General features: G+C 66.7%; 24 protein-coding genes, 1 tRNA gene and 1 pseudogene. 18 read left to right on the top strand and 8 right to left on the bottom strand.

Annotated elements, in window-relative coordinates; genetic code table 11:
• Positions 1 to 7 precede the first annotated feature (7 nt).
• The 9 genes from hscA (at position 8) to ACOYR3_RS08795 (ending at position 8,373) form a co-directional block, all read left to right on the top strand.
• Positions 8 to 1,879: a Fe-S protein assembly chaperone HscA gene (hscA, locus tag ACOYR3_RS08835; RefSeq protein WP_422846072.1), complete on the top strand. Its 1,872-nt coding sequence runs from the start codon at positions 8 to 10 to the stop codon at positions 1,877 to 1,879.
• Complete coding sequence (locus tag ACOYR3_RS08830; protein ID WP_422846071.1) at positions 1,879 to 2,214, top strand: 2Fe-2S iron-sulfur cluster-binding protein; 336 nt, start codon at positions 1,879 to 1,881, stop codon at positions 2,212 to 2,214. Before hscA ends, ACOYR3_RS08830 begins: the two co-directional genes overlap by 1 nt.
• A gap of 264 nt (positions 2,215 to 2,478) precedes the next feature.
• Positions 2,479 to 3,633 carry a homocitrate synthase gene (nifV, locus tag ACOYR3_RS08825; RefSeq protein ID WP_422846070.1) on the top strand — a complete coding sequence of 385 codons (1,155 nt, stop codon included), beginning with the start codon at positions 2,479 to 2,481 and terminating at the stop codon, positions 3,631 to 3,633.
• A gap of 17 nt (positions 3,634 to 3,650) precedes the next feature.
• Positions 3,651 to 4,427 (top strand): serine O-acetyltransferase, encoded by a 777-nt coding sequence (cysE, locus tag ACOYR3_RS08820; RefSeq protein ID WP_422846069.1) that lies wholly within the window; start codon positions 3,651 to 3,653, stop codon positions 4,425 to 4,427.
• Between the two features lie 5 nt (positions 4,428 to 4,432).
• Positions 4,433 to 4,774 carry a nitrogenase stabilizing/protective protein NifW gene (nifW, locus tag ACOYR3_RS08815; protein ID WP_422846068.1) on the top strand — a complete coding sequence of 114 codons (342 nt, stop codon included), beginning with the start codon at positions 4,433 to 4,435 and terminating at the stop codon, positions 4,772 to 4,774.
• A 13-nt stretch (positions 4,775 to 4,787) separates the two neighbouring features.
• Positions 4,788 to 5,636 (top strand): electron transfer flavoprotein subunit beta/FixA family protein, encoded by an 849-nt coding sequence (locus ACOYR3_RS08810; protein ID WP_422846067.1) that lies wholly within the window; start codon positions 4,788 to 4,790, stop codon positions 5,634 to 5,636.
• Complete coding sequence (locus ACOYR3_RS08805) at positions 5,633 to 6,748, top strand: electron transfer flavoprotein subunit alpha/FixB family protein (RefSeq protein WP_422846066.1); 1,116 nt, start codon at positions 5,633 to 5,635, stop codon at positions 6,746 to 6,748. The genes ACOYR3_RS08810 and ACOYR3_RS08805 overlap by 4 nt, the downstream gene beginning before the upstream one ends.
• Positions 6,749 to 6,772: 24 nt before the next feature.
• A complete protein-coding gene (locus tag ACOYR3_RS08800; RefSeq protein ID WP_422846065.1) occupies positions 6,773 to 8,083 on the top strand; it encodes an FAD-dependent monooxygenase in 1,311 nt (436 codons plus the stop codon).
• The gene (locus ACOYR3_RS08795; RefSeq protein ID WP_422846064.1) at positions 8,080 to 8,373 is read left to right on the top strand and encodes a ferredoxin family protein; all 294 of its coding nucleotides are present in this window, start codon (positions 8,080 to 8,082) and stop codon (positions 8,371 to 8,373) included. The genes ACOYR3_RS08800 and ACOYR3_RS08795 overlap by 4 nt, the downstream gene beginning before the upstream one ends.
• A 52-nt stretch (positions 8,374 to 8,425) precedes the next feature.
• On the opposite strand, the pseudogene ACOYR3_RS08790 reads toward ACOYR3_RS08795, so the two are convergent.
• The 6 genes and pseudogenes from ACOYR3_RS08790 to cysS form a co-directional block, all read right to left on the bottom strand.
• Positions 8,426 to 8,545 (bottom strand): annotated as a pseudogene (locus ACOYR3_RS08790) (heat-inducible transcriptional repressor HrcA); the annotation flags it as partial.
• 113 nt (positions 8,546 to 8,658) lie between these two features.
• A tRNA-Ser gene (locus tag ACOYR3_RS08785) sits at positions 8,659 to 8,751 on the bottom strand.
• Positions 8,752 to 8,768: 17 nt separating this feature from the next.
• Positions 8,769 to 9,761: a tRNA lysidine(34) synthetase TilS gene (gene tilS / locus ACOYR3_RS08780; RefSeq protein ID WP_422846063.1), complete on the bottom strand. Its 993-nt coding sequence runs from the start codon at positions 9,759 to 9,761 to the stop codon at positions 8,769 to 8,771.
• Between the two features lie 148 nt (positions 9,762 to 9,909).
• The gene (locus ACOYR3_RS08775; RefSeq protein WP_422846062.1) at positions 9,910 to 10,887 is read right to left on the bottom strand and encodes an acetyl-CoA carboxylase carboxyltransferase subunit alpha; all 978 of its coding nucleotides are present in this window, start codon (positions 10,885 to 10,887) and stop codon (positions 9,910 to 9,912) included.
• Positions 10,888 to 10,995: 108 nt separating this feature from the next.
• Positions 10,996 to 11,664, bottom strand: a complete 669-nt coding sequence (locus ACOYR3_RS08770) for a DNA-3-methyladenine glycosylase family protein (protein WP_422846061.1) — start codon at positions 11,662 to 11,664, stop codon at positions 10,996 to 10,998.
• 47 nt (positions 11,665 to 11,711) lie between these two features.
• A complete protein-coding gene (gene cysS, locus ACOYR3_RS08765; protein ID WP_422846060.1) occupies positions 11,712 to 13,091 on the bottom strand; it encodes a cysteine--tRNA ligase in 1,380 nt (459 codons plus the stop codon).
• A 213-nt stretch (positions 13,092 to 13,304) separates the two neighbouring features.
• Here cysS and ACOYR3_RS08760 point away from each other — a divergent pair, with 213 nt between their 5' ends.
• The 7 genes from ACOYR3_RS08760 to ACOYR3_RS08730 all read left to right on the top strand — a co-directional run bounded on the left by ACOYR3_RS08760 (position 13,305) and on the right by ACOYR3_RS08730 (position 21,186).
• The gene (locus tag ACOYR3_RS08760) at positions 13,305 to 14,375 is read left to right on the top strand and encodes a L,D-transpeptidase Cds6 family protein (RefSeq protein WP_422846059.1); all 1,071 of its coding nucleotides are present in this window, start codon (positions 13,305 to 13,307) and stop codon (positions 14,373 to 14,375) included.
• A gap of 87 nt (positions 14,376 to 14,462) precedes the next feature.
• A complete protein-coding gene (locus tag ACOYR3_RS08755) occupies positions 14,463 to 15,803 on the top strand; it encodes a L,D-transpeptidase family protein (protein WP_422846058.1) in 1,341 nt (446 codons plus the stop codon).
• Positions 15,800 to 16,381 (top strand): peptidylprolyl isomerase, encoded by a 582-nt coding sequence (locus ACOYR3_RS08750; RefSeq protein WP_422846057.1) that lies wholly within the window; start codon positions 15,800 to 15,802, stop codon positions 16,379 to 16,381. Before ACOYR3_RS08755 ends, ACOYR3_RS08750 begins: the two co-directional genes overlap by 4 nt.
• 33 nt (positions 16,382 to 16,414) lie before the next feature.
• Positions 16,415 to 16,921 carry a peptidylprolyl isomerase gene (locus ACOYR3_RS08745; RefSeq protein WP_422846056.1) on the top strand — a complete coding sequence of 169 codons (507 nt, stop codon included), beginning with the start codon at positions 16,415 to 16,417 and terminating at the stop codon, positions 16,919 to 16,921.
• 64 nt (positions 16,922 to 16,985) lie between these two features.
• The gene (locus ACOYR3_RS08740; protein WP_422846055.1) at positions 16,986 to 17,765 is read left to right on the top strand and encodes a UDP-2,3-diacylglucosamine diphosphatase; all 780 of its coding nucleotides are present in this window, start codon (positions 16,986 to 16,988) and stop codon (positions 17,763 to 17,765) included.
• A gap of 59 nt (positions 17,766 to 17,824) precedes the next feature.
• Complete coding sequence (locus tag ACOYR3_RS08735; RefSeq protein WP_422846054.1) at positions 17,825 to 18,661, top strand: zinc-dependent peptidase; 837 nt, start codon at positions 17,825 to 17,827, stop codon at positions 18,659 to 18,661.
• A 257-nt stretch (positions 18,662 to 18,918) separates the two neighbouring features.
• Positions 18,919 to 21,186, top strand: a complete 2,268-nt coding sequence (locus tag ACOYR3_RS08730; protein ID WP_422846053.1) for a hypothetical protein — start codon at positions 18,919 to 18,921, stop codon at positions 21,184 to 21,186.
• A 69-nt stretch (positions 21,187 to 21,255) separates the two neighbouring features.
• Here the strand turns inward: ACOYR3_RS08730 and mdeB are convergent, their stop codons facing one another.
• A complete protein-coding gene (gene mdeB / locus ACOYR3_RS08725; protein ID WP_422846052.1) occupies positions 21,256 to 23,934 on the bottom strand; it encodes an alpha-ketoglutarate dehydrogenase in 2,679 nt (892 codons plus the stop codon).
• Positions 23,935 to 24,037: 103 nt separating this feature from the next.
• On the opposite strand from mdeB, the gene ACOYR3_RS08720 reads away from it, so the two are divergent.
• The gene (locus ACOYR3_RS08720) at positions 24,038 to 24,511 is read left to right on the top strand and encodes an Lrp/AsnC family transcriptional regulator (RefSeq protein WP_291488368.1); all 474 of its coding nucleotides are present in this window, start codon (positions 24,038 to 24,040) and stop codon (positions 24,509 to 24,511) included.
• On the opposite strand, the gene ACOYR3_RS08715 is transcribed toward ACOYR3_RS08720, so the two are convergent.
• The gene (locus ACOYR3_RS08715; protein WP_422846051.1) at positions 24,459 to 25,721 is read right to left on the bottom strand and encodes a methionine gamma-lyase; all 1,263 of its coding nucleotides are present in this window, start codon (positions 25,719 to 25,721) and stop codon (positions 24,459 to 24,461) included. The genes ACOYR3_RS08720 and ACOYR3_RS08715 overlap by 53 nt on opposite strands.
• A 145-nt stretch (positions 25,722 to 25,866) precedes the next feature.
• Here ACOYR3_RS08715 and ACOYR3_RS08710 point away from each other — a divergent pair, with 145 nt between their 5' ends.
• Positions 25,867 to 26,334 (top strand): Lrp/AsnC family transcriptional regulator, encoded by a 468-nt coding sequence (locus ACOYR3_RS08710; RefSeq protein ID WP_291488370.1) that lies wholly within the window; start codon positions 25,867 to 25,869, stop codon positions 26,332 to 26,334.
• Positions 26,335 to 26,337 lie beyond the last annotated feature (3 nt).

The raw sequence follows: 26,337 nt of genomic DNA, 5'->3' as shown, positions 1-26,337 counted from the left end.
ACACACCATGGCCCTGCTCCAGATCGCTGAACCGGGCCGCGCGGCCGCGCCCCACCAGCACAGGTTGGCTGCAGGCATCGACCTGGGCACCACCAACTCACTGATTGCGACGGTGCAGAGCGCGCAAGCACGCCCCCTGCCCGACGCAGGCGGCGCCCTCCTCCTGCCCTCCGTCGTTCGCTATGTGCCGCACGGCGACCCCGTGGTGGGCCACGCGGCGCAGCAGCAGCAGGCCGAAGACCCGCAGAACACCATCGTTTCAGTCAAGCGCTTCATGGGCCGCGCGTTGAGCGATTTGCGTGGGTCCAAAGGCCTGCCCTATCGGTTCGTCGATCACGCGGGCATGGTGGGCATCGACACCGTGGCGGGCGAACGCTCGCCCGTGCAGGTCTCGGCAGCTATTCTGGGCACGCTGCGGCGGCGCGCCGAGGAGGCCATGGGAGGTACCCTGGCCGGTGTCGTGATCACCGTGCCCGCCTATTTTGACGACGCGCAGCGCCAGGCCACGAAGGATGCCGCAAGACTGGCCGGGCTGAACGTGCTGAGGCTCTTGAACGAACCCACCGCTGCGGCCATCGCCTACGGACTGGACAAGGCCGTAGAAGGCACTTTCGCGGTGTATGACCTGGGCGGCGGCACCTTCGATGTTTCGGTGCTCAAGCTCTCTCGTGGCGTGTTCGAAGTCCTGGCTACGGGGGGTGACTCAGCATTGGGGGGCGACGATTTCGATAGCGTGATCGCCGAGTGGTTCTGCGAGCAGCGCGCCCTGGGCGCAATGGAATCGCTCGCACCCACGACACAGCGGTCGCTGCTGGCCGCATCGCGAGCGGCCAAGGAGGCACTGTCCTCGCAGGGCTCGACATTGGTGCGCCTGATGTTGCCGGGGCGCGAGCCTCTGGAGGCCATTCTGAGCCGCGACAAGTTCGCTCAGCTCTCGAAGGCACTGGTCGACAAGACCCTGCGTGTGACCCAGCGGGCGCTACGCGATGCCCGCCTGTCGACAGCGGACATCGCAGGGGTCGTGCTGGTGGGCGGATCGACCCGCATGCCCGTCGCACGCGATGCGGTGCGAGACTATTTCGGTGTCGAACCACTGGCCGACATCGACCCCGACCAAGTGGTCGCCCTGGGCGCAGCGATGCAGGCCGACGTGCTGGCCGGAAACGCCCGGGACGATGACTGGCTTCTGCTCGACGTGTGCCCGCTGTCGCTGGGCATCGAGACGATGGGCGGACTGGTGGAAAAGATCATTCCGCGCAATTCCACCCTGCCGACGGCCCGCGCTCAGGACTTCACGACCTTCAAGGACGGGCAGACCGCAATGAGCTTGCATGTCGTGCAGGGCGAACGCGAGTCGGTCAACGACTGCCGCTCGCTTGCCCGCTTCGTGCTTCACGGCATTCCCCCGGCGGTAGCGGGCGCGGCGCGCATCCGGGTGAGTTTTCAGATTGACGCGGACGGCCTGCTCTCGGTGACCGCACGCGAACAGACAACGGGCGTCGAGGCTCACGTGGAAGTCAAACCCTCCTATGGCCTGGGCAACGACCAGATTTCGTCGATGCTGCAAGACGCGATGGGATCCTCGGCAAAAGACATGCAGCTGCGCTCGCTGCGCGAGGCCCAGATCGATGCGCGGCGCCTGCTCGACGCGACCGCGACCGCGCTGATGCAAGACGGCCATTTGCTCGACGCCCGCGAGGCACAGGCGATTCGCGACGTGATGTTCCGATTGGCCGACGTGCTCGAAACGAATGAGGACACGCAGGAACTTCGCATCCAGAGCGCGCACCTGTCCTCCGCCACAGGCGAATTTGCCGCACGGCGCATGAACGCGTCCATACAGCAGGCGTTGGCGGGACGTTCGCTCGAAAGCCTGTGATGCCCACGATTCGCGTACTCCCGCACCCCGATATTTGCCCCCAGGGGGCCGACTTTGAAGCCAAGGCCGGGGCGACGTTGTGCACAGGCCTGCTGAAGGCCGGAGTGGCCATCGAACACGCTTGCGACATGGTAGGCGCCTGCGCCACCTGTCATGTGCATGTGCGCGAAGGCGGCGCGGCGTTGACCGCGCCGGATGACGAAGAGAATGACCAACTCGACAACGCATGGGGTTTGGATGCGCAGTCCCGCCTCGCCTGTTGTGTAAAGGTACCCGCGGAGGACCTGGTCATTGAGCTTCCCAGGCACACGCGCAACCACGCGCGGGAAAATTAAGTCTTCTGCACCGCTGCTGCGGTGCCTCCTTCGACCTCTACGGGCTCGCGAAGACTCAGCGCGCGCCCGCGGCGCGGCGCCGCGCTCACCCGCCGCTCCGCCCCTCCCCCGCTGTTCGAAACAGCACATTTTCGACAGCCTCGACGGCCCCCGCGACAGGGCTCGCCAGAGACCTGACAAATTGCCCCCATAAACCCACACAAATCCCACACAAAGCGGGTGGCACGCCTTATGCACTAAGGCTCCCGAAAGGGCTGAAGCGAAATGGCACAACACCTCGTCATCAACGACACGACATTGCGCGACGGCGAGCAGACGGCAGGGGTTGCCTTCACGCTGGCCGAGAAGTGCAAGATCGCGATTGCACTGGCGGCCGCAGGGGTTCCTGAAATGGAAGTCGGCATCCCGGCCATGGGCGACGACGAGATTGCCTGCATCAACGCCATTGCCGCCCAGCGGCTGTCCGCTCGCCTGATGGTTTGGGGGCGCATGACCGAATCCGATCTGGCTGCAGCGCTGCGATGCAATGCGCACATCATTCATCTGTCGATGCCCGTCTCGGACATCCACCTTCGCCACAAGCTGCGCATCTCGCGCGAAGAAGCCATGGCCCAGGTCACGCGCATCATCGACCGCGCCGCTGCCAGCGGCCGGCAAGTTTCGTTCGGCATGGAAGACGCCTCGCGCGCAGACCATGCCTTCATGGCACAGATCGCGCGCCAGGCAGCGGCATGCGGCGCGACCCGGGTACGCTTTGCCGACACCCTGGGTGTGCTGGATCCGTTCTCCACCTTCGAGTCCATCGCGCGGCTGCGGCAAGAAGCGCCTGACCTGGAAATCGAGATCCACGCGCACAACGACCTGGGCCTTGCCACAGCCAACACCCTGGCAGCGCTGCGCGCGGGCGCCTCCCACGCCAACACCACCGTCAACGGCCTGGGCGAACGCGCCGGCAATGCGGCGCTGGAAGAGATCGTGATGGGGGTGCGCCACCTGCATGGCGGAGAAACCGGCGTGCGCACCCAGTCGTTGGTCGGCATATCTCGCTTGGTCGCACAGGCCTCAGGCCGGCCGGTCGCATTCAACAAGAGCATCGTCGGCGAAGCCGTCTTCACCCACGAGTCGGGCATCCACGTCGATGGTCTGCTCAAGAACCCAAGCACCTACGAGAGCTTCGATCCGGCCGAACTCGGTCGCGAGCGCCGCACTGTGCTGGGCAAGCACTCCGGTTCCCAGGCTGTGCGCAGAGCCTATGAATTGATGGGTGTTGAGCTGGACGATGAAGGGCTGACCAGCCGTCTGCTAGGCCGTATCCGCACCCACGCGATGAACGCCAAGCGGGAGCCTACGCCACAGGACCTGCAGAGGTTCCTCGCTGAAACGCACTTCGTGGCAGTGCTTTCGGGCACCGCGCCATGACATCCACGGAGGACCCCATGCTGGCGACAACGGCCCCCTCTCTTGCCCCGCGCTCGCCTGGCTGGTGGCCCTTGGTGCGCGAAGACGTGGCATGCGTGCTGCAACGCGACCCGGCAGCCCGCAACCGTCTGGAGGTCTGGACCATCTACCCAGGCGTGCAAGCCGTGGCCGCGCACCGGCTGGCCCATGCGCTGTGGTCGCGCGGCTGGCGGTTCCTTCCGCGCTTTCTCTCCTATGCAGCCCGCTGGCTCACCAATGTCGATATCCACCCCGGGGCACGGATCGGCGAACGTTTCTTCATCGACCACGGAGCGGGCGTCGTGATCGGCGAGACGGCCGAGATTGGCAACGACGTCACCGTGTACCACGGCGTCACCCTGGGCGGCACGAGCTGGAATCCCGGTAAGCGGCATCCCACCCTTGGCAGCGGCGTGGTGGTGGGTGCGGGGGCCAAGATCCTTGGTCCCATTACCGTGGGCGACGGCGCCCGCGTGGCGGCCAATTCGGTCGTGATTGAAGCGGTGCCCTCGGGCGCGACCGTGGTGGGCATCCCCGGGCGCGTGGTCGTCCCCAGCCGCCGCACACCGCATGGCTTTGACCTCAACCACCACCTGATTCCCGACCCGGTGGGCAAGGCCCTCGCCTGCGCGCTCGACAGGATCTCCCAACTCGAACGCGCTCATGCGGACCAAGCCGGCCTGACAGCGGCGGAGGCGGCCTGTGGTGAGTGCGAAGCCCCTTGCGCCCTGCCGTCGTTCGACAGCTTCACCGACCCGACCGTTCATCCGGAGTGACCACCATGGAAGACTTTTTGACCCGCATCCATGCCCTTTCTTCTGCCGAGGATTTCCTGCAGTTTTTTGGCATACCGTTCGATCCGGCCGTGGTCAACGTGAGCCGGCTGCACATTCTCAAGCGCTTCTTTCAATACCTGCGCCAGCAGTCGAACGAAATGCCCCTGGGCGACGAAATCGCGCTGTTCACCACCTACCGCAACTTGCTCGCCCGGGCCTACGGCGACTTCGTGAACTCAACACCTGCGCAGGAAAAGGTGTTCAAGGTGTTCCAGGAGGCGGGGGGGCGCAAGCATATGTCGGTAGACCACCTCAAAGCCTCGCTAACGCAACGCGCCATCGCCTGAAAGGAGTAATTCCATGCACATCGTCGTCTGCATCAAACAGGTCCCGGACTCGGCGCAGATTCGGGTTCACCCCGTGACCAACACCATCATGCGCCAGGGGGTCCCCGCGATCGTGAACCCCTACGACCTTTTCTCGCTCGAAGAGGCTCTGCGCCTGAAAGACAAGTTTGGCGGCCGGGTCACCGTGCTCTGCATGGGCCCGCCCCAGGCCGAGGAAGCGCTGCGCAAATGCATCAGCTTTGGAGCAGACGACGCGGTGCTGGTCACTGACCGCGCTTTTGCGGGCGCAGACACGCTGGCTACCTCGTATGCGCTGGCCGCAGGCATCCGCCAGATCGCCCGGGAGCAGGCGGTGGACATCGTGTTCACCGGCAAGCAAACCATCGATGGCGACACGGCCCAGGTCGGCCCCGGCATTGCCAAGCGCATGGGCTTGCAGTTGCTCACCTATGTGTCCCGCATCATCGAGACAGACCTGGACAACCAGACCATCACGGTGGAGCGCCGCGCCGAGGGCGGCGTGCAAGTGCTCAAGACGGCGTTGCCCTGCCTGATCACCATGTTGGAGAACACCAACGAACTGCGCTTTGCCAACCTGCCGGCCATGATCCACGCTGCCGCCTACCCCGTGCGCAAGTGGAGCAAGGAAGACGCGGCCATTGAGGACCTCGAAAAAATCGGCCTCAAGGGCTCGCCCACCGTGGTGAGCAAGGTGTTCGGGCCAACGCCCCGAAGCGAAAAGGCCGAGATGCTGAACCTGGAGACGTCCACGCTGCGCGACGTGTCGCTCAACTTGCTGCAGAAGATATTCACGCGCCATCCCACTCTCGAAGCCGATCTGCTCATGAAGGAGGCAGCATGAACGCTCCCGCTACACCCTCAGCCCCAGCCGCCAAACGCCCCGCCGGACGCGCTGGCCGCAACACCGAACTGCCCGAACACCTGAAGGTCTACCAAGGCGTCTGGGTTTTCATCGAACACGATCGCGGTCATGTGCACAGCGTCTCTTGGGAACTGCTGGGCGAGGCCCGCAAGCTCGCCGACATCCGGGGCAGTTCAGTGGGCGTGGTGGTGCTCGGGGGCACCGACGAGCCGCTGGAAAAGTATGCCGCCGAGGCGTTCACCTTCGGCGCAGACAAGGCCTACATCATTCACGACCCGGTGCTCAAAGGTTACCGCAACGAGCCGTTCACCAAAGGCCTGACCGACCTGGTCAACAAGTACCAGCCCGAGATCCTTTTGCTGGGTGCGACATCGATGGGGCGGGACTTGGCTGGCTCGGTGGCCACCACGCTGCTGACCGGCCTGACCGCCGACTGCACCGAACTGAACATCGACCCGAACTCCAAAGCGCTGGCCGCGACCCGCCCGACCTTCGGCGGTTCGCTGCTGTGCACGATCATGACCCTGGCCTATCGGCCGCAGATGGCCACGGTGCGCCCCCGTGTGATGGCCATGCCGCGCGCCGAGGCGGGTCGCACGGGCGAAATCATCCAGGACACCCTGGGCATGGTCGAGACGCAGATCGTCACCAAGCTGCTGGACTTCATCGCCGATGCCCAGAGCAACACCATCAACCTTCCGTACGCCGACGTGATCGTCAGCGGTGGCAAAGGCTTGAAAAACCCCGAAAACTTCAAGCTGGTGTTTGAGCTTGCGCGTGTGCTGGGCGGTGAGGTCGGCGCAACCCGCCCCTGTGTGCAAGCGGGCTGGGTCGAAGCTGAGCGCCAGGTCGGCCAGACGGGCAAGACGGTGCGGCCCAAGCTCTACATCGCTGCAGGCATCAGCGGTGCCATCCAGCACCGGGTGGGCATGGAGGCATCGGACGTGATCGTCGCGATCAACACCGATCCCAACGCGCCCATTTTCGACTTCGCGCACTACGGCATCGTCGGCAATGCGATGCAAGTGCTGCCTGCGCTCACAGGCGCTTTCGCCGAGCACTTGGCGCGGCGCAGCAAGCAAGTCGCCTGATCCCAACCACCCCAGGGGAATGCCATGAGAAAACCCTCCCAATTCGATGCCATCGTCGTCGGCGCCGGCCCTTCAGGCAACGCCTGCGCCTATACGCTGGCCAAATCCGGCCTGAAGGTTCTACAGATTGAGCGCGGCGAATACCCGGGCAGCAAGAACGTGCAAGGCGCAATCCTCTACAGCGATGCGCTGGAGAAGATCATTCCCGACTTCCGGGAAGACGCCCCACTGGAGCGCCACATCATTGAGCAGCGCGTGTGGGTGCTCGACGACAACAGCTTCGTCGGCTCCCACTACCGAAGTGACGACTACAACAAGCCACCCTACAACCGCTACACGATCATCCGCACCCAGTTCGACAAGTGGTTCAGCTCCAAAGTGCGTGAAGCCGGCGCACTGCTGATCTGCGAGACCACGGTGAACCACCTGATCCTGGATGGCGATCAGGTGGTCGGGGTGCAGTGTGACCGCGAGGCCGGCGATGTGTACGCCGACGTGGTGATCCTGGCGGACGGCGTGAATAGCACGCTGGCGCGCAAGGCAGGCTTCCACGGCGAGATCAAGGACAGCAACGTCGCGCTGGCCGTCAAAGAGATTCTCTTCATGCCCGAAGAGACCATCCGCCAACGCTTCAACATCGGCGAGGAAGAAGGCGTGGTCATCGAGATGGTGGGCAAGATCACCGACGGAATGATGGGCACGGGCTTTCTCTATACCAACAAGGAGTCTCTCACCATCGGCGTGGGTTGCATGCTGGGCGACTTCAAAGGCAACCCGAACAAGGTCTCGCCCAATGCGCTGCTGGAAAAGATGAAGCAGCACCCCTCGATCGCTCCGCTGATCGCGGGCGGCGAGATGAAGGAATATGCCGCGCACCTGATCCCCGAAGGCGGCTTTTACGCCGTGCCCAAGGTCTACGGCAATGGATGGATGATCGTCGGTGACTCCGGTGGCTTCGTGAACGCAGTGCACCGCGAAGGCAGCAACCTGGCCATGACCACCGGACGCCTGGCGGCAGAAACCGTCATCGCCGCGAAGGCCGCAGGCAAGCCGATGCGCGAGGAGTCACTCAAGGCCTACAAAACTGAACTCGACAAGAGCTTTGTGATGAAGGATCTGCACAAGTATCGCGACATGCCACAGATCTTCCACCAAAACAACCAGTTCTTCACCACCTACCCCGAACTGGTCAGCCGTGCGGCAAAGACCTTGTTCACCGTCGATGGCATAGACAAGACGACCAAAGAGCGCGAGATCTTCTCCAGCTTCCGATCCACCCGTTCGCTCACCGGCCTGGTGGGCGACGCCGTCAAGCTCTGGAGGGCCTTCCGATGATTGCCGTGAATGTCGAAGAAAAGCTGTTTCAGAATCGGTACCGTGTCGATGCGGGCCGGCCGCACATCCAGATCAAGGACGCAGACATCTGCACCAACACCTGCCAGGACAAGTCGTGCACCTATGTGTGCCCAGCCTCATGCTACAAGGCCGAGGGAAACGGCACGGTGACACTGATCACGGACGGCTGCCTGGAATGCGGCAGTTGCCGCATCATCTGCTCAGAGCATGCCAACGTGAACTGGGAGTACCCACGCGGCGGGCACGGCATCTTGTTCAAATTTGGTTGAGGACCGCCCGCCCAGTCAGCGTCCGCACACTGGGTGGAGGTGACTTACTTGATGTGCCGACGACCTTCCTATCAGCTGGGTGGGGCGCACTGACAACGGACAGTTCCTCAAACAGGACCACCTGGCTTTCGCCGCCGACGTAAATCTGCGCCCCTTCGGCCTGGCTTGAGAGTCGCTGGAGCGGGCCTCGGGCTCCACCTGGCAGGCGAAACAGTCGCTGGCACGGCATGCCAATGCAATAGAAAACAAAAAACCCCAAGTGAATCATCACTTGGGGTTCTGTGTTGGCGGAAACGGAGGGATTCGAACCCTCGATGAGGCTCTACACCCCATACTCCCTTAGCAGGGGAGCACCTTCGGCCACTCGGTCACGTTTCCAATCCCGCCATTATGCCTCATTTTGGAGGCGGTCTTGGCGAGTCCGCCCCATCCGCCGCCGGGAGATCGCGCCAATCCAGGGTGGCGCCGCAGCGCACCACCCAGCCGCGCCCGACCTTGATGCGGATCTGGTGGCCGCGCGTGCTGCAGGCCTCGATCTGGCCCAGCAGTTCGGCCATCTGGGCGGCGGTGGGCGTGGTGTGGTGGGTCTGGCGCAGCCAGTGGCGCAGCACATTGGCTTGGCGTGCGGGGCTGAGCGCCTGCAGCGCCTGGAGGGTGGGCGGCAGGCCGACCTGCGCCAGGTCCAGCACGGCCAGCTCGTGCAGCAGTTCGCTGGCCTCGGCCGCGTGCGAGGCGGACCGCGAGAAGGTGTCGCGGAACGCGGGAAACGTTGCGTCCAATACCGGCAGCAGTTGGGCGCGAATGCGGTTGCGGGTATAGCGCTCGTCGCTGTTGGTGGGGTCTTCCACCCAGCCGACGCCCTGGGCCAGCAGCCAGCGCCGCACGTCGGCGCCAGCCACCCGCAGCAAGGGCCGGTGCCAGACCACGCCGGCGCGGTGCCACCGGCCGGGCATGGCGGCCAGCCCCGCCACCCCCGCCCCGCGCGACAAGGCGAGCAGCAACGTCTCGGCCTGGTCGTCGGCATGCTGCGCAATTGCTACTGATTTGATAGCTGCCTGCGCTTTACTGGCCTGCACTACAGCATCAAAAGCCTGGTACCTTGCCTGGCGGGCCGCATCTTCGGGGCTTTGGCCGGGCAGGCCGCGGGCATCCACGCGCTGCACGGTCAGGGGCACCTGCAGCGATTCGCACAAGGCCGCGCAGTGGCGCTCAAACCCATCGGCCGCGGCCTGCAGCCCGTGGTGCACATGGAGAGCGCGCACCTGGCCCGGCCAGCGGCGGGCGCAGGCCAGCAGCAGCGCCGTGGAATCGGCCCCGCCGCTCAGGCCCACGGCCAGGGGCAGCTCGGGCGCAAAGGCTTGCAGGGCGGCCTCGAAGGAGAGGGTCACAGAGCCCCCGCAGACGCCGCGCGGCGGGCGCGGCCGGCTTTCGCAAACGGGTGATGTGCCCGTGCGGCGCCCCCGGCAGGCGGCCGCCGCCGCGCAAACAGCAACGGCCCCGAAGGGCCGCAGGCAAGGGGGTTGCGCCGGAGCCGGGTCAACGGCTGTCTGCCTTGGTGTCGGTGAAGCGGCCGTAGCTCTGCAGGCGCTCGTAGCGGCGCTCCAGCAGGTCCTTGACCTTCAGGTCCGCCACCTGGCGGAATGCGTCGCCCAGCGCGCGCTTGAGGAAGGCGGACATTTGCTTGTGGTCGCGGTGGGCGCCGCCCACGGGCTCGCTGACGATCTTGTCCACCAGGCCGAGCGCCTTGAGGCGGTGGGCGGTGATGCCCAGGGCATCGGCAGCCTCCTGGGCCTTTTCGCTGGTCTTCCAGAGGATGGAAGCGCAGCCTTCGGGGCTGATCACGGAATAGATGGCGTACTGCAGCATGATGACCTGGTCGCCCACGCTGATCGCCAGCGCGCCGCCAGAGCCGCCTTCGCCAATGATCGTCGTGATGATGGGCACTTCCAACTGCGCCATCTCGAAGATGTTGCGGCCGATGGCCTCGGACTGGCCGCGCTCTTCGGCATCGATGCCGGGGTAGGCGCCTGGGGTGTCCACAAAGGTGAACACGGGCAGCTTGAACTTCTCGGCCGTCTTCATGAGACGCAGGGCTTTGCGGTAGCCCTCGGGCTTGCTCATGCCGAAGTTGCGCATGGCGCGCTCTTTCGTGTCGCGGCCCTTCTGGTGGCCGATGACCATGCAGGCGTGGCCGTTGAAGCGCGCGAGGCCGCCCACGATGGACTGGTCGTCCGCGTAGTGGCGGTCGCCATGCAGTTCGACAAAGTCGGTGAAGATGTCGCGCACATAGTCGAGCGTGTAGGGGCGCTCGGGGTGGCGGGCGATCTTGGTGATCTGCCAGGGCGACAGTTCGCTGTAGATGTCCTTGGTGAGCTGCTGGCTCTTCTTGCTGAGCTGATCGATCTCTTCCGAAATATCGACGGCGCTCTCGGTCTGCACGTAGCGCAGTTCTTCAATTTTGGACTCGAGTTCGGCGATGGGCTGCTCGAAATCCAGAAAGGTTTTTTTCGCCAACGTTTTTCTCCTTGGGGGCGTACCGGTCAGGGGGCGGCCGCGAGTGGCACGCACTGTAACCGATCGTAAGAACTTGTTTACAGGTTCAGGCCGGCGTGAGCGGCGGCATCAGGCGGTCGGCAAGGGGTCCAGGGAACGCCAAATATACCAAGTCGCCACGCTGCACCAGGGTTTCCAGGCCTCGGCCACCTCGCGGGCGTCGCTGCGGCTGACGGGGTCGCCCGAGAAGTAGTTCTGGCTGATGCCGGTGATCAGGCCCGGGTCGTCCAGCGGCAGCACGTTGGGCCGCTGCAGGTAGAAGATGAGGAACATCTCGGCCGTCCAGCGGCCGATGCCGCGGATGTCCACCAGCTCCGAGATGATGGCCTCGTCGTCCATGGCCGCCCAGTCCTTGACATGGAGCTTGCCGTTTTCAAAGTGCAGAGCCAGATCCACCAGATAGTCGATCTTGCGGGCCGACAGGCCCACGGCGCGCATGTCGTCCACCTTGAGCTTGAGCACGCTGGCGGGCGTGAAGCTGCGCGGCAGGGCCACGAACCGCTCCCACACCGCCTGCGCGGCCTTGACGGACACCTGCTGGCCGACGATGCTGCGCGCCAGCGTCGTGAAGGCGTCGCGCCGGGTCTGCAGCGCGGCGTCGCCAAACTGGGGGATGAGCCGCCGCATGACGCGGTCTTTCTTGACCAGGTGCTTGCAGGCTTCGGACCAGTACCCGGGCGTGGCCAGCACGGCCGGAGGATTGGCGGCTTCGCCAACGATCTTTTTTGTAGCGACCACCGCTTACCCCACCTGCGCCAGATTCAAATTTTGTGCAAAACAACCGGTCACTGCGCAGCTTCCCAAGTGGTGCCGGCAGCGGAATCCTTGAGCACGATGCCCTGGGCCAGCAACGCCTGGCGGATGCGGTCCGCCTCGGCGTAGTTCTTGGCGGCCTTGGCCGCGGCGCGGGCCGCGATCTGTGCCTCGATGTCGGCCGTGTTCACGCCGGCACCCGCCTGCAGGAAGGCCTTGGGGTCGCCTTGCAAAATGCCCAGGCAGCCCCCCAGCGCCTTCAGCAGCCCGGCCAGCGCGGCCGAGCGGGTCTTGTTGACCTCGCCTGCCAGGTCGAACAGCACCGCCACGGCTTCCGGCGTGCCGAAGTCTTCGTCCATGGCGGCCTTGAAGCGCGCGGCAAGGGGATCCGCCCAGTCGATGCTGGCCACCTCGGCCGGCGCCACCAGGCTCAGCGCGGTGTACAGGCGCTTGAGCGCCTGGCGCGCATCGTCCAGGTGGGCGTCGCTGTAGTTCAGCGCGCTGCGGTAGTGGGCGCGCACGATGAAGAAGCGCACCGTCTCCGCGTCGTAGGTCTGCAGCACGTCGCGGATGGTGAAGAAGTTGCCCAGGCTCTTGGACATCTTCTCGTTGTCCACACGCACGAAGCCGTTGTGCATCCAGAACTTCGCCAGCGGCTTGCCCGTGGCGCCTTCGCTCTGGGCGATCTCGTTCTCGTGGTGGGGAAACTGCAGGTCCGCCCCGCCGCCGTGGATGTCGAACGTCTCGCCCAGCGTGGCGCAGCTCATGGCCGAGCACTCGATGTGCCAGCCGGGGCGTCCGGCGCCGAAGGTGCTGTCCCACTTGGCCTCGGGCGGCTCCTCGGGCTTGGCGGACTTCCACAGCACGAAGTCCAGCGGGTCTTCCTTGCCGTCCTGCACGGCCACGCGCTCGCCGGCGCGCAGCTCGTCCAGCGACTTGCCCGAGAGCTTGCCGTAGCCGGCAAACTTGCGCACGGAGTAATTCACGTCCCCATTGCTGGCGCGGTAGGCCAGGCCCTTGCCCTCCAGCTGACCGATGAGCGAGAGCATCTGCGGCACATATTCGGTGGCACGCGGCTCCACCGAAGGCGGCTCGATGCCCAGTCGGCCGATGTCCTCGTGCATGGCGGCGATCATCTCGTCGGTGAGCTGGCGGATGGTGATGCCCCGCTCCAACGCGCGCTTGATGATCTTGTCATCGATGTCGGTGATGTTGCGCACGTAGGTCACGCGCAGGCCGCTGGCCTTGAGCCAGCGCTGCACCACGTCGAACGCCATCATCATCCGCGCGTGCCCGATGTGGCACAGGTCGTAGATGGTCATGCCGCACACATACATGCGCACATGCGAGGGTTCGAGCGGGGAAAAGTCCTCCAATGCACGCGACAGCGTGTTGTAGATGCGCAAACTCATGGGATTTCAGTGTCGGGATGGGGTGGGTGGGCGCAAAAAAGGCGCGCCCGGCAGCTGGGAGCCGTCGCTCGCGGCGGGGTGGCCCGGCAGGGGGCCGGCAGTGAAATCACCCGCGGCAACAGCGTACCGTCATGACACCCCCCTCAGCTACAATCCGCCGCAGTATAAGCCCCCGCCCGGGCGCGACCCCGCCCCACTCCCCCAGTACCCCCCATGAAGCAAGTCCGCCGCACCCTTCCACGCCTGTTGCGCCTGTTGGCCCTGACCGCGCTGCTGGGCGCCAGCGTGGCCCACGCCAACGACTATGCGGACATCACGCAGCTGATCAAGGCCGGCAAGCCGGCGGACGCGCTGGCCAAGGCCGAGCAGCGGCTGGCCGCCAACCCGCGCGACCCGCAGCTGCGCTTCCTGCGCGGCGTGGCGCAGGCCGACCTGGGCAAGCCGGCGGATGCGATCGCCACGTTCACCAAGCTCACGGAAGAGTACCCGGAGCTGCCCGAGCCCTACAACAACCTGGCGGTGCTCTACGCCAACCAGAACCAGCTGGACAAGGCCCGCACGGCGCTGGAAATGGCCATCCGCACCAACCCCAGCTATGCCACGGCGCACGAAAACCTGGGCGACATCTATGCCAAGCTGGCCAGCCAGGCCTATAGCAAGGCGCTGCAGCTGGATGCAGGCAGTGCCAACTCGGTCAAGCCCAAGCTCGCCCTGATCCGCGAACTGTTCACGGCCGAAACGGCCGGCAAGGGCGGCCGCGCAGCGGCGGCCCCGACCGTGGTGGCCCCCCCGCGGCCCGCGGCAGCCCCTGCCCCTGCGCCGGCTCCCACACCCGCCCCGGCTCCAGCCCCTGCACCCGCGCCCGCTGCGGCCCCCGCGCCGGCCGCAGCCGTGCCTGCGCCAGCGGCCACGCCGGCCGCCGCCGCGGAGCCTGCCGATGCCGCCGCCACCCAGGCCGTGACGGCCGCCGTGCAGGCCTGGGCGGCCGCCTGGGCCGCCAAGGACATGAAGGGGTACCTGGGCGCCTATGACAAGTCGTTCGACCCGCCCGGCCGCATGTCGCGTGCCGAGTGGGAAAAGGAACGCGAGGCCCGCATCGTGGGCAAGTCCAAGATCAGCGTGCGCCTGTCGGACATCGTGGTGGCCGTGCACGGCGACAAGGCCACGGCCCGGTTCCGCCAGGCCTACAGCGCCGACACGCTCAATGTCTCCAGCCGCAAGACGCTGGACCTGGTGCACAGCAACGGTCGCTGGACCATCGTCCGCGAATCCACGGGCGGTTGACCGTGCAGCCCCGAGCGGTGCCTGCGCCTGCCGCGCGGGCTTTTTTTTTGCTGGGCTGACCTGGCGCTGGCCTCTCTGGATTTCCGCATGTTGGCGCACCGGTCCCTTCCCGGCTTGAGGACAGCAGGCAGCGCGGCGCTGCTGGCCGCGCTCGCCCTGGCGGCGGCGCCCGCCCTGGCGGACAACACCAAGCCCCGCCGTGCAGACCCGGCGCATGCCGGCCGGCACAACGCCAAGCCGCCCCGTGTGGGCAGCGCTGCCAAAGCAGCAGCCGTCCCATCCCCCGCCAAGGCGGCCGAACTGCGCGACGGGCAGGCCGAGGCCCGGCTGATGGAGGTCTACCGGCTGGCCGCGCGCGGCCAGGGGCGCGAAGCCCTGCAGCAGGCGGAAAGCCTGGCACGCGACTACCCGCACTTCCAGCTGGCCCAGCTGGCGGTGGGCGACCTGCTGATGGCCCGCACCCGCCCCGTCCGGCGCCTGGGGGACGTGCCCGAGCCCGACACGGTGCGCAGCATCCAGGCCGCCGCGGTGCTGGACGAATTGCGCAACGAGTCGCGCCAGCGGGTGGACGCACTGCGCAGCCGGCCGCCGCAGGGCACGGTGCCGGCCCAGTTCCTGGAGCTGTCGGCCCGCACGCGGCACGCCATTGCGGTCGATGCGTCGCGCTCGCGCCTGTATCTTTTCGAGAACACCGCCAAGGGGCTGGAACTGGTGGCCGACTACTACGCGTCGGTGGGCAAGCTGGGCATCGAGAAAGGTGCCGAAGGCGACCAGCGCACGCCGCTGGGGGTGTACTTCATCACCAGCCGCCTCGACCCCGCCACGCTCAAGGATTTCTACGGCGCGGGCGCCCTGCCCATCAACTACCCCAACCCGCTGGACCAGCGGCGCGGCAAGACCGGCAGCGGCATCTGGCTGCACGGCACGCCGCCGGACCAGTTCGCACGCGCGCCCCTGTCCACCGACGGCTGCCTGGTGCTGGCCAACCCCGACCTGGAGCGGCTGCTGCGCACCGTCGAGCCCCGCTCCACGCCGGTGGTCATCGCGCGGCAGCTGCAGTGGGTCGCCCCGCACAGCGTGCAGGCCGACCGCACCGCCTTCGACGCGGTGCTCAATGCCTGGCGCAGCGCCAAGACCGCGGGCGACATGGACCGCCTGCTGGGCTTCTACGCGCCCGACTTCCAGAGCGCGCGCAAGAAGCCGTTGCAGGAGTGGGCCGACGTGCTCCAGGCCGAGACGCGCGCACTGCGCGGCCGGGAACTCCATCTCAAGGACAAGTCCTACCTGCGCTGGACCGATGCCGCCGACACCATGGTGGTAACGTTCGGCGAAGTCGCGGCCGGTGCCCGCACCGGCCAGGTCAAGCGCCAGTACTGGGCGCGCCGGGGCCAACAATGGCAGATATTTTTCGAAGGAGTGATTGGATGATTTCCAGAAGAAATTCGACCGCAGCGCTTGCTGGTATTGCGCTGGCAGCTATTTTTTCGATAGCACCAGCACACGCGCAGGAGGCCCCCAAGGTCAAGCTGGCCACCTCGATGGGCGACATCGTGGTGCAGCTCGACCCGGCCAAGGCGCCCAAGACGGTCGAGAACTTCCTGGCCTATGTGAAGGACAAGCACTACGACGGCACCGTCTTTCACCGGGTCATCGACGGCTTCATGATCCAGGGCGGCGGCTTCACGGCCGACATGGTGCAAAAGCCCACCAAGGCCCCGATCCCGCTGGAAGCCAGCAACGGCCTGAAGAACGACACCTACACCATCGCGATGGCGCGCACGGGCAACCCCAACTCCGCCACCTCGCAGTTCTTCATCAACGTGAAGGACAATGCCATGCTCAACGCCCCCAACCCCGACGGCCACGGCTATGCCGTGTTCGGCAAGGTGATCAGCGGCACCGACGTGGTCGACAAGATCAAGGCCGTGCCCACCGGCAACAAGGGCCCGCACCAGAACGTGCCCACCACTCCCGTCACCATCACTTCCGCCACGCTGGTGAAGTGAGTTTCCACCCCGTCTAGATTAGGAAGAACTTCCATGAGCAATCCCCAGGTCGAACTGCACATCGCCGGCTACGGCGTCATCACGCTGGAGCTGGACGCCGCCAACGCGCCCAAGTCCACCGAAAACTTCCTGGCCTATGTGAACAAGGGCCACTACAACAACACCATCTTCCACCGCGTGATCCCCGGCTTCATGATCCAGGGCGGCGGCTTCGAGCCCGGCATGAACCAGAAGGGCACCGACGCGCCCATCGAGAACGAAGCCAAGAACGGCCTGAAGAACGCCAACTACACCGTGGCCATGGCCCGCACCAGCGACCCGCACTCGGCCACCGCGCAGTTCTTCATCAACGTGGCCGACAACGGCTTCCTGAACCACACCTCGCCCACGCCCCAGGGCTGGGGTTACGCCGTGTTCGGCAAGGTGGTCTCGGGCACCGACGTGGTGGACAAGATCAAGGCCGTGAAGACGGGCCGCAAGGGCTTCCACGACGACGTGCCGAAGGACGACGTGGTCATCGAGAAGGCCGTGGCGCTCTGAACTCCCTTCTGGGGCGCCTCGCACCGTGCAGTGCACCGCGTGGCCCCCAGGGACGACCGCCACCATGACCCCGACCGTGCCCCGGTTCGAGGAGCTGACCGCTCCCTCGCACTGGCGCACGGTCGAATTCATTGCGGACCTGCACCTGCAGGCCGGCGAGCCCGCGACGGTGCGGGCCTGGCAGAACTACGTGCGCACGACGCAGGCCGACGCCGTCTTCCTGCTCGGCGATATTTTTGAAGTCTGGGTCGGCGACGACGCCCTGCTCGAAAGCGGCAGCTTCGAGGCCCAGGCCGGCGCGGCCCTGCGGGCCGCAGCCCGGCGCACCGCGCTGTACTTCATGCACGGCAACCGCGACTTCCTGGCGAGCGCGGCCTTCCTGCAGCACTGCGGCATGACCGGCCTGCACGACCCGACGGTGCTGGCGTTCGCCGGCCAGCGCTATGTGCTCACGCACGGTGACCTGCTGTGCCTGGACGACGTGGACTACCAGCGCTTTCGCGTGCTGGCACGCAGCAGCGCCTGGCAGCAGCAGTTCCTGGCGCAGCCGCTGGCTGCGCGGCGCACCCAGGCGCGCGGCATCCGGCAGGAAAGCGAAACACGCAAGCAGTCCGGCGCGGTCTACGCCGACGTGGATGCCGATGCCGCCAGGGCATGGCTGCAGGCCGCGGGCGCCCGCACGCTCATCCACGGCCACACGCACCGCCCCGCCGACCACGACCTGGCCCCGGGCCTGCGGCGCGTGGTGCTCAGCGACTGGGACGCCGCCGCATTGCCCCCCCGCCTCGAAACACTGCGTTTGTCCGCCCGGGGCTTGGAACGCGTGCCCCTGGCCCCCACGTAGCCGGGGTATCCAACCCCGGGGAGGCATACTGCACGCCCGCCCCGCCCCTGCTGCCCACCATGCCTCCTCTTCTGAACCGGCTCTGGCACCGCGTGCGGGCCACCGTGGCCCCCGTGCCCGACATCTCGGCCACGCTATGGCTGCAAACGCTGCAGCGCTACCCGTTCCTGGCCGCGCTGCCCCTGCACGATCAGGCCAAGCTGCGCGCGCTGAGCGCGCTGTTCCTGGACCAGAAGGAGTTCCACGGCGCCCACGGCCTGGTGGTGACGGATGCAATGGCCATCGACATCGCCGCCCAAGCCTGCCTGCCGCTGCTGCACCTGGGCGAAGCCGCCGAGGCGCTTGCGTGGTACGACGATTTCGTGACCATCGTCGTGCACCCCAGCGAAGCGGTGGCGCGCCGCCAAGTGGTGGACGAAGCGGGTGTGGTTCACGAACACAGCCAGGTGTTGCTGGGCGAGGCGATGGAGCGCGGCCCCGTCATGCTCAGCTGGCCGCATGTCGCCAATGCCGCCGAGAACATCGCGCACGGGCACAACGTGGTCGTGCATGAGTTCGTGCACAAGCTGGACATGCGAAGCGGCGAGGCCAATGGCTGCCCGCCCCTGCCGGCCGGCTTCCTGGGTGCACGCACCGGCCGCGGCGCCTACGAAGCGTGGTGGGCCGCGTGGGAACCGGCGTACGAGCACTTTCGCGAACGTGTCATCCTGGCCGAACGGTTCGGCGCGGAACGCCCCTGGCTGGATGCCTACGGGGCCACCTCGCAGTCCGAATTTTTTGCCGTGGCTTGCGAGGCGTATTTCGTGAATCGAACCCGGTTCGAGCAGGAATTCCCAGGGCTGATGCCGGTGCTGGACGCGTTCTTTGGCGGCCCCGGCAGCGCGACGGCGGTCTGACAACACGCCGGGACAGCCCCGGGGAACCGCCGCAAGCACGGGGGGCCGGCGGTTGGCGCCGGGTTGCCTGCGCGTGGCGGCCGGACCGCGGTTGCAGCCCCAAGTGTTGCCAATCGAAACACTCGCCCATCCACAAGCTCTTCGCGTTAACTTCGACTGTCACCGAGGGTGCCGCTTTGCAAGACTCCACAACCAGAGTGCAAGCGGCCCCAGCCCCACGGTTTTCACCGTGACCCAACAAATCATGGAAGACGCTCATGCCAACTGTTCCGTCCAGAAGCCCGCTGCAACGTGCCGGCGTCCTTGCCGCATTGGTCCTTCCCCTGCTGAGCGCCTGCGGCGGCGGCAGTTCTTCTGAACCGGCGCCCTCCCCGTCCGACCCCACGCCGCCCGCCCCTGGCACAGCGCTTTCGCTCCTGGCCGGCAACACGGACGGCGCCGGCAACCAGGATGGCGCCTCGCGGGCCGAAGCTCGCCTCAGCCTGCGGCTGGGCGGAATGGCAACGACCGGCTCCGGCGAGATCGTTTTTGCAGACGGGCACCTGGTACGCAAGCTCAGCGCCGATCAACAGCAAGTCAGCACTCTGGCGGGCGGCGGGCCGATGGTGCCTTCGGACATCTCCAACTATGCCGACGGCAGTGGCTCTGCAGCGCGCTTCCTCGGCCCGAAGGCCGTGGCGGTGGATGCGGCAGGCAACACCTATGTTGCCGATACGCAGAATCACCTGGTGCGCAAAATCAGCGTTTCTGGGACCGTCACCACCCTGGCGGGCAAGGCCGGGGTGTGCGGTAACCAGGATGGAGTGGCTGGCGCGGCAACGCTTTGCTTCCCTGCCAGCATTGCGGTGGACAAGGCCGGCACCGTGTACGTTTCGCAGAGCTTTGCCTCCACCAGCCCGGTCCGCGAGTCGGCCCTGCCCAACCCGATCCGCAAAATCACGGCAACCGGCGAGGTCAGCACCTTGGTGGCCAAAGCCAGCCTGTACCCCACCGCCGTGCCCAGCCCTTGGGGCTCGGCCTATTACTACGCTCCGGTGCTTTTGGCGATGGATTCTGTGGGCACGCTTTTCGCGGCGGACTCCAACGACCACGTGATCCGCAAGTACACAGCCGACGGCCAGGCCACCGTGGTGTCCGGCACACCGGCCCCCAGCAACGAAGGTGATACGGACGGGGTGGCCTCTGCGGCAAAGTTCCGCACGTTCCTGGCCGTGGCATTCGACGCGGCGAACCGCCTGCACGTCCTGGGCCTGGACAATTCCGGCGCCCCAACCATCCGGCGGATTGACGGCAATGGGACCGCGACGACCCTGGTTCGCGCTCGGTCTTGCACCGCCCAAACGGGCGTTGTCATTGGCGAGCCGGGGACCTTGTGCACCGCGAATCAGCTGGCCGTCCAGGGCAATGGCGATTTCCTCGTGGCCGAACAGGGTGACTCTGGTGGCTCCGTCAAGTACACGCAGTTGCGCAGCTACACGCAGCAAGGCACCTCCACCGTGGTCGCCGGTAAGCCTTCTGCCGTAGGCGCTGACGATGGGCAGGGCAGCAGTGCCCGATTCAACAGGCCGGGTGCGCTGGCCTTCAATCCGGCAGGCGCGCTGTACGTTCGTGACAACGGCAACGGCGCCGTCCGCACGGTGCAAGCCGACGGGCTGGTGCGCACCCTGGGCAAACCCGGCGGGCATTGCACGGCGGTCACCGGCCTGGCCAGCGAATTCCTCGAGCTCTCGGAACCGAGCAGCGGGTCCCTTCGATACAACAATGGCCCCCTGGCCACCGATGGCGCAGGAAATCTCTACACCGTGCATGAGGGGCGCGTCCTCAAGATGCGTGACTGCCAGGTCACCCTTCTGGCGGACCTGAAGCCGCTGCTGTCCGCATCCACCAATCTCTTCATGCCCAACGACGCACCGGGCATCGCGGCCGACAGCAAAGGCAACGTCTTTGTGTCGACCCTCAAGGGCGCCATTTTCAAGATAGACGCCAAGGGAGAAGTCACACTGTTCGCGGGCAGCGTGGGCACCCTGGGGCACGCTGACGGACAAGGCGCGGCGGCGCAATTCGCGGCGCCGGGCCACATGACTGCGGATGCTGCCGGCAATCTCTATGTGGTCGACGGTCTCGGCATCTCGTTCGCCACGACCGTGCTGGGCCCCACCATCCGCAAGATCACGCCCACAGGTCTGGTCAGCACACTGGCGGGCAACCCCAACGCGGCGCCCGGCTTCGCAGATGGCGCTGGTACCGCTGCGGTGTTCACGGTGGGCAAGATCTCGTCGGGCGAGATCGCCAGCATCGCCGCAGACGACAACGGCAACGTGTATGTGGCAGACCCCGTCAACAGCGTGATCCGCAAGATTGCGCCGAACGGACAGGTCAGCACACCGGTGGGGCAGCTCTGGCGCTACGGCTTTGCCGCAGGCAATCTGCCCGGCATCATCAACAGCCCGGCGGGCATTGCCGTGCGCAATTCAATGCTGTACATCAGCGTCCCGAACGCGGTGGTTCAGGTCAAGCTCCCCTGATACCAAGAGCCCAGGTCCAAGCCCTCGGACGCCGTGCTTTTGCACAGGCGCTGAGGGCTTTTTTGCGGGTCAATGACGCGCCCCATCGGCCCGCAGGCTTTCCCGCGCCACGCGGGCAATGTGCGCGGCATCCACCCCAAAAAAGCTCCGCAGCGCCGCCCGCGTATCGCTGCGGCCGAAGCCGTCAGTCCCCAAGGTCACGTACTTGCGTCCTTCGGGAACGAAGGCCCGCACCGTCTCGGGCACGGCGCGCACGTAGTCGGTGGCGGCGATGACCGGGCCGCGCGACGCTGCGAGCTGCTCGGTGAGCCAAGGCACGCCCGGCTGCGCGTCGCCGGCCAGCGCGCGCTGCTCACACGCCACGCCGTCGCGGGCCAGTTCGCTCCAGCTGGTGACGCTGAGCACGGTGACCTCCACGCCTTCGCGGGCCAGCTGCTCGGCCGCCTGGACCACTTCGGTGAGGATGGCGCCGGAGCCCATCAGCGTGACGGCATTTTGTGAAGAAATCGGGCTCTCGCGCCCGTCCATCAAGCGCGAGCAGCTCCTAAAAACATAGCATCCACGCAATACGCCCTCCGCGGCACCTTCGGGCAGGTCCGGCTGGGCGTAGTTCTCGTTCATCAGCGTGACGTAGTAGAAGGCGTCTTTTTGCTCCACCAGCATCTCGCGCATGCCGGCGTCCACGATCACGGCCAGTTCGCCGGCATAGGCGGGGTCGTACGCCTTGCAGTTGGGGATGGTGGCGGCCACCAGGTGGCTGGTGCCGTCCTGGTGCTGCAGGCCCTCGCCGCCCAGCGTGGTGCGGCCCGAGGTGGCGCCCAGCAAGAAGCCCCGCGCGCGCTGGTCGGCGGCGGCCCAGATGGCGTCGCCCACGCGCTGGAAGCCGAACATGGAGTAGTAGATGTAGAACGGCAGCATGGCCAGGCCGTGCACGCTGTAGCTGGTGGCGGCGGCCGTCCAGCTGGCGATGGCGCCGGCCTCGCTGATGCCTTCTTCCAGGATCTGGCCGTCCAGCGCCTCGCGGTAGCTCAGCACCGAGCCGATGTCCTCCGGCGCGTAGCGCTGGCCCACGCTGCTGTAGATGCCGACCTGCTTGAACAGGTTGGCCATGCCGAAGGTGCGCGCCTCGTCGGCCACGATGGGCACGATGCGCGGGCCCAGGTGCGCGTCCTTGAGCAGCGCGCCCAGCATGCGCACGAAGGCCATGGTGGTGCTCATCTCCTTGCCATCGGCCGCCATCGCAAACTGGGCGTACTGGGCCAAGGGGGGCACCGGCACCACCTCGCAGGCGGTTTCGCGGCGCGGCAGAGGGCCGCCCAGGGCGGCGCGGCGCGCGTGCAGGTACTGCATCTCGAGGCTGTCGGCCGCGGGTTTGTAGAAGGCGAGGCTCGTGGCCTGCTCATCCGTCAGCGGCAGGTTGAAGCGGTTGCGGAACTCGATCAGGTCGGCGTCGTCCAGCTTTTTCTGGCTGTGCGTGGTCATCTTGCCCTGCCCCGCTTGCCCCATGCCGTAGCCCTTCTTGGTGTGGGCCAGGATCACCGTCGGCTGTCCCTTGTGGGCGGCAGCGGCGGCGTAGGCGGCGTGAATCTTGACCAGATCGTGCCCGCCGCGCTTCAGGCGGTCGATCTGCTCGTCGGTCATGCCCTGGGCCAGGGCGGCCAGCTCGGGGTTCTGGCCGAAGAAGTTGTCGCGGTTAAAACGGCCGTCCTTGGCGGCGAAGGTCTGCATCTGGCCGTCCACCGTGCCTTCGAGCGTGCGCACCAGCGCGCCGGTCAGGTCGCGGGCGAACAGGCCGTCCCAGTCGCTGCCCCACACGAGCTTGACCACGTTCCAGCCCGCGCCGGCAAACAGGCGCTCCAGCTCGTCGATGATGCGGCCGTTGCCGCGCACCGGGCCGTCCAGGCGCTGCAGGTTGCAGTTGACCACCCAGACCAGATTGTCCAGCCCCTCGCGCGCGGCCAGGGTCAGCGCGCTCATGCTTTCGGGCTCGTCCATCTCGCCGTCGCCAAACACGCCCCACACCTTGCGCCCTGCACAGTCGAGCAGGTTGCGGTGCGTGAGGTAGCGCATGAAGCGCGCGTGGTAGATGCTGCTGATGGGGCCGATGCCCATCGAGCCGGTGGGGAACTGCCAGAAATCCGGCATGAGCCACGGGTGCGGGTAGCTCGACAGGCCCTGGGCACCCGCGCTGGGCGCGGTGATTTCCTGCCGGTAATGCAGCAGGTCCTGCTCGCTGAGGCGGCCTTCCAGGAAGGCCCGCGCATACACGCCCGGTGCGCTGTGCGGCTGGAAAAACACCAGGTCGCCCCGGTGCTGCCCCGGCGCCGTGCCCTCGCGGGCGTGGAAGAAGTGGTTGAAGCCCGCCTCGAACAGATCGGCCGCGCTGGCATAGCTGGCGATGTGGCCGCCCAGTTCGCCATACGCCTGGTTGGCCCGCACCACCATGGCCAGCGCGTTCCAGCGCATGAGCGACGCCAGCCGCTCCTCAATGGCCAGGTCCCCGGGAAAGGCGGGCTGCGCCTGCGCGGCCACGGTGTTCACATACGGCGTGTTGAGCTGCGGTTGCCAGCCCACGCGCTGCGCCCGCGCCAGGCGCACCAGTTCGTCCAGCACAAAGCGGGCGCGCTCCGGGCCTTCGGTGGCGACCAGCGCCAGGAAGGCTTCGCGCCACTCGGCGGTTTCTTGCGGGTCGGTGTCGGCCAGGGAGGCCGGAGCATGCGGCAAAGGGGTGGGCAGTCGGGCGTTCATGGGAGCACACTCTAGAAGGAGTTGCAAAAAATAGGATGCCGAATCGGCAGACGACAGGTCTTTCAACAGCACAATATGCTTCATCCAATCAAAACCGCAGCACATGAAGCTTGACGCCACCGATCTGCGCATTCTGGCCGAGCTGCAGGCCGACGGTTCGCTCTCCAATGTGGAGCTGGCGCGCCGCGTGCACCTCTCGCCCTCGCCCTGCCTGGCGCGGGTGAAGGCGCTGGAGGCCGGCGGCGCCATTGACCGCTATGTGGCACTGGCCAACGCGGCGGCGCTGGGGCTGGGGCTCAATGTGTTCATCAGCATCAGCCTGAAGACGCAGAGCAAGGAGGCGCTGGCCGATTTCGAGCGGCGCATTGCCGAGCACGACGAGGTGATGGAGTGCTACCTGATGAGCGGCGACTCGGACTACCTCATCCGCGTGGCGCTGCACGACATCGCGGCGCTGGAGCGGTTCATCCTGGAACAGCTCACGCCGATCCCGGGCATCGAGAAAATCCGCTCCAGCTTCGCGCTCAAGCAGGTGCGGTACAAGACGGCGCTGCCGCTGCCGGCCGCGCGGGGCTGAGGCCCGCGCCCATGGCGTGGGCCAGGTCCAGCGCCTGGCCGATGTCGGCCAGCAGGTCTTCCACATCCTCCAGGCCCACGGACAGGCGCACCAGCCCTTCGGCAATGCCGTGCGCAGCACGCTGCTCGGGCGTGTAGGTGGAATGCGTCATGCTGGCGGGGTGCTGGGCCAGGGTCTCGGCGTCGCCCAGGCTCACGGCGCGGGTAACGAGCTGCAGCGCGTCCATGAAGCGCACGCCCGCCTGCAGGCCGCCGCGCAGTTCGAAGGCGATCATGCCGCCCATCTGGCGCATCTGCCGCTGGGCCAGCGCGTGCTGCGCAAAGCTGGGCAGGCCGGGGTAGTGCACGGCCGCCGCAGCCGGGTGGGCGGCAATGAATTCGGCCACCTTCTGCGCGCTCTGGCAGTGGCGGTCCATGCGCAGGGCCAGGGTTTTCAGGCCGCGCATCACCAGGTGGGCGTCCTGCGCCGACATCACGGCGCCGGTCATGTCTTTCAGGCCGTACAGGCGCACGCGCTGGGCCAGCTCGGCATCGGCAAACACGGCGGCACCCGCCGTCAGGTCGCCATGGCCGCCCAGGTACTTGGTCATGGAGTGCACGCTCACGTCCGCGCCCAGCCGCAGGGGCTGCTGCAGGTAGGGCGTGCAGTAGGTGTTGTCGACCACCAGCTTGGCGCCCTGCGCCCGGGCCAGGGCGGCCACGGCGGCAATGTCCACCAGGCGCATATTGGGGTTGGCCGGGGTCTCCAGGTACACCACGCGGGTGCGGGGCGTGAGCGCCTCGGCCACACGGGCCGGGTCGGTCATGTCCACGTGCCGCACCGTCACGCCAAAGCGGCCCAGGCCGTGGTGCAGGAACGAGAAGGTGCAGCCATACAGCGTGAGGTCGGCCAGGATCTCGTCGCCCGGCTCCAGCAGGGACCACAGCGTGGCCGTGATGGCGCCCATGCCCGAGCCGAACACCACGGCGCCCGCGCCCTCTTCCAGCGCCGCGAGCCGCCCTTCCAGCAGCGCCAGCGTAGGGTTGGCAATGCGCGTGTAGAAGTAGCCCGGCTCCTGGCCGGCAAAGCAGCGCGCGCCGTACTCCACGTCCGGAAAGGCATAGGTGGCCGAGGTGTGGATGGGCGGCACCAGCGCGCCCTGGTGGTCGGCAGGGTTGTAGCCGTGGTGGATGGCGCGGGTGCTGAAACCGTTGGCGGATGGGCGGGTCATGGGTGTCTCCTGGGTTGGCTGGGCCGCGGGGCCGCAAAGCCTTTGCAGGAGAGATTCTTGAACCCAAAGCCCGGAAAAATTTCGCCTTCTTTGCCTTGATTCACCACCATAAAGGCAAAATTTGCCCAAAACCCTGAACCCAGCCATGCAACCCTACCCGCTTGACCCCGTGGACCGCACCTTGCTCACCGCCCTGCAGCGCGACGGCCGCGCCACCGTGGGCGAGCTGGCGGAGGCGGTGTCGCTGTCCACCTCGCCGTGCTGGCGGCGCGTGCGGGCGCTGGAGGACGCGGGCGTGATTGCGGGCTACCACGCCCACCTGCACCGCCAGCGCGTGGGCTGGGGCGTGCTGGGCTTTGTGCAGGTGGCCTTGCACGACCACACGGCCGAAACCACCTCGGCCCTGGAGCGCGAGGTGATGGCCATGCCCCAGGTGCTGTCGTGCCACAACCTCTCGGGCCGCTACGACTACCAGCTGGAGGTGGTGGCGGCCGACCTGGAATCGTTTGCCGAGTACGTGCGCACCCATGTGCGCAGCCTGCCCGGCGTGCGCGAGATTTCGACGAGCTTCTCGCTCAAGGAGGTCAAGCGCACCATGGCGCTGCCGCTGTAGCGG

Source organism: Acidovorax sp. M2(2025) (assembly GCF_049330835.1).
Classification (GTDB): domain Bacteria; phylum Pseudomonadota; class Gammaproteobacteria; order Burkholderiales; family Burkholderiaceae_C; genus Acidovorax.
This window is presented reverse-complemented; position numbering and strand designations above follow the sequence as displayed.

Excerpts from the sequence above, each read along its gene's own strand:
- ACOYR3_RS08735 (WP_422846054.1), top strand. The coding sequence starts at position 17,825 with ATGCCTCCTCTTCTGAACCGGCTCTGGCACCGCGTGCGGGCCACCGTG.
- ACOYR3_RS08730 (WP_422846053.1), top strand. The coding sequence starts at position 18,919 with ATGCCAACTGTTCCGTCCAGAAGCCCGCTGCAACGTGCCGGCGTCCTT.
- nifW (WP_422846068.1), top strand. The coding sequence starts at position 4,433 with ATGGAAGACTTTTTGACCCGCATCCATGCCCTTTCTTCTGCCGAGGAT.
- ACOYR3_RS08800 (WP_422846065.1), top strand. The coding sequence starts at position 6,773 with ATGAGAAAACCCTCCCAATTCGATGCCATCGTCGTCGGCGCCGGCCCT.
- ACOYR3_RS08830 (WP_422846071.1), top strand. The coding sequence starts at position 1,879 with ATGCCCACGATTCGCGTACTCCCGCACCCCGATATTTGCCCCCAGGGG.
- ACOYR3_RS08795 (WP_422846064.1), top strand. The coding sequence starts at position 8,080 with ATGATTGCCGTGAATGTCGAAGAAAAGCTGTTTCAGAATCGGTACCGT.
- ACOYR3_RS08750 (WP_422846057.1), top strand. The coding sequence starts at position 15,800 with ATGATTTCCAGAAGAAATTCGACCGCAGCGCTTGCTGGTATTGCGCTG.
- ACOYR3_RS08720 (WP_291488368.1), top strand. The coding sequence starts at position 24,038 with ATGAAGCTTGACGCCACCGATCTGCGCATTCTGGCCGAGCTGCAGGCC.
- ACOYR3_RS08810 (WP_422846067.1), top strand. The coding sequence starts at position 4,788 with ATGCACATCGTCGTCTGCATCAAACAGGTCCCGGACTCGGCGCAGATT.
- cysS (WP_422846060.1), bottom strand. The coding sequence starts at position 13,091 with ATGAGTTTGCGCATCTACAACACGCTGTCGCGTGCATTGGAGGACTTT.
- ACOYR3_RS08760 (WP_422846059.1), top strand. The coding sequence starts at position 13,305 with ATGAAGCAAGTCCGCCGCACCCTTCCACGCCTGTTGCGCCTGTTGGCC.
- hscA (WP_422846072.1), top strand. The coding sequence starts at position 8 with ATGGCCCTGCTCCAGATCGCTGAACCGGGCCGCGCGGCCGCGCCCCAC.
- ACOYR3_RS08755 (WP_422846058.1), top strand. The coding sequence starts at position 14,463 with ATGTTGGCGCACCGGTCCCTTCCCGGCTTGAGGACAGCAGGCAGCGCG.
- mdeB (WP_422846052.1), bottom strand. The coding sequence starts at position 23,934 with ATGAACGCCCGACTGCCCACCCCTTTGCCGCATGCTCCGGCCTCCCTG.
- ACOYR3_RS08710 (WP_291488370.1), top strand. The coding sequence starts at position 25,867 with ATGCAACCCTACCCGCTTGACCCCGTGGACCGCACCTTGCTCACCGCC.
- ACOYR3_RS08740 (WP_422846055.1), top strand. The coding sequence starts at position 16,986 with ATGACCCCGACCGTGCCCCGGTTCGAGGAGCTGACCGCTCCCTCGCAC.
- nifV (WP_422846070.1), top strand. The coding sequence starts at position 2,479 with ATGGCACAACACCTCGTCATCAACGACACGACATTGCGCGACGGCGAG.
- ACOYR3_RS08745 (WP_422846056.1), top strand. The coding sequence starts at position 16,415 with ATGAGCAATCCCCAGGTCGAACTGCACATCGCCGGCTACGGCGTCATC.
- ACOYR3_RS08715 (WP_422846051.1), bottom strand. The coding sequence starts at position 25,721 with ATGACCCGCCCATCCGCCAACGGTTTCAGCACCCGCGCCATCCACCAC.
- cysE (WP_422846069.1), top strand. The coding sequence starts at position 3,651 with ATGCTGGCGACAACGGCCCCCTCTCTTGCCCCGCGCTCGCCTGGCTGG.
- ACOYR3_RS08805 (WP_422846066.1), top strand. The coding sequence starts at position 5,633 with ATGAACGCTCCCGCTACACCCTCAGCCCCAGCCGCCAAACGCCCCGCC.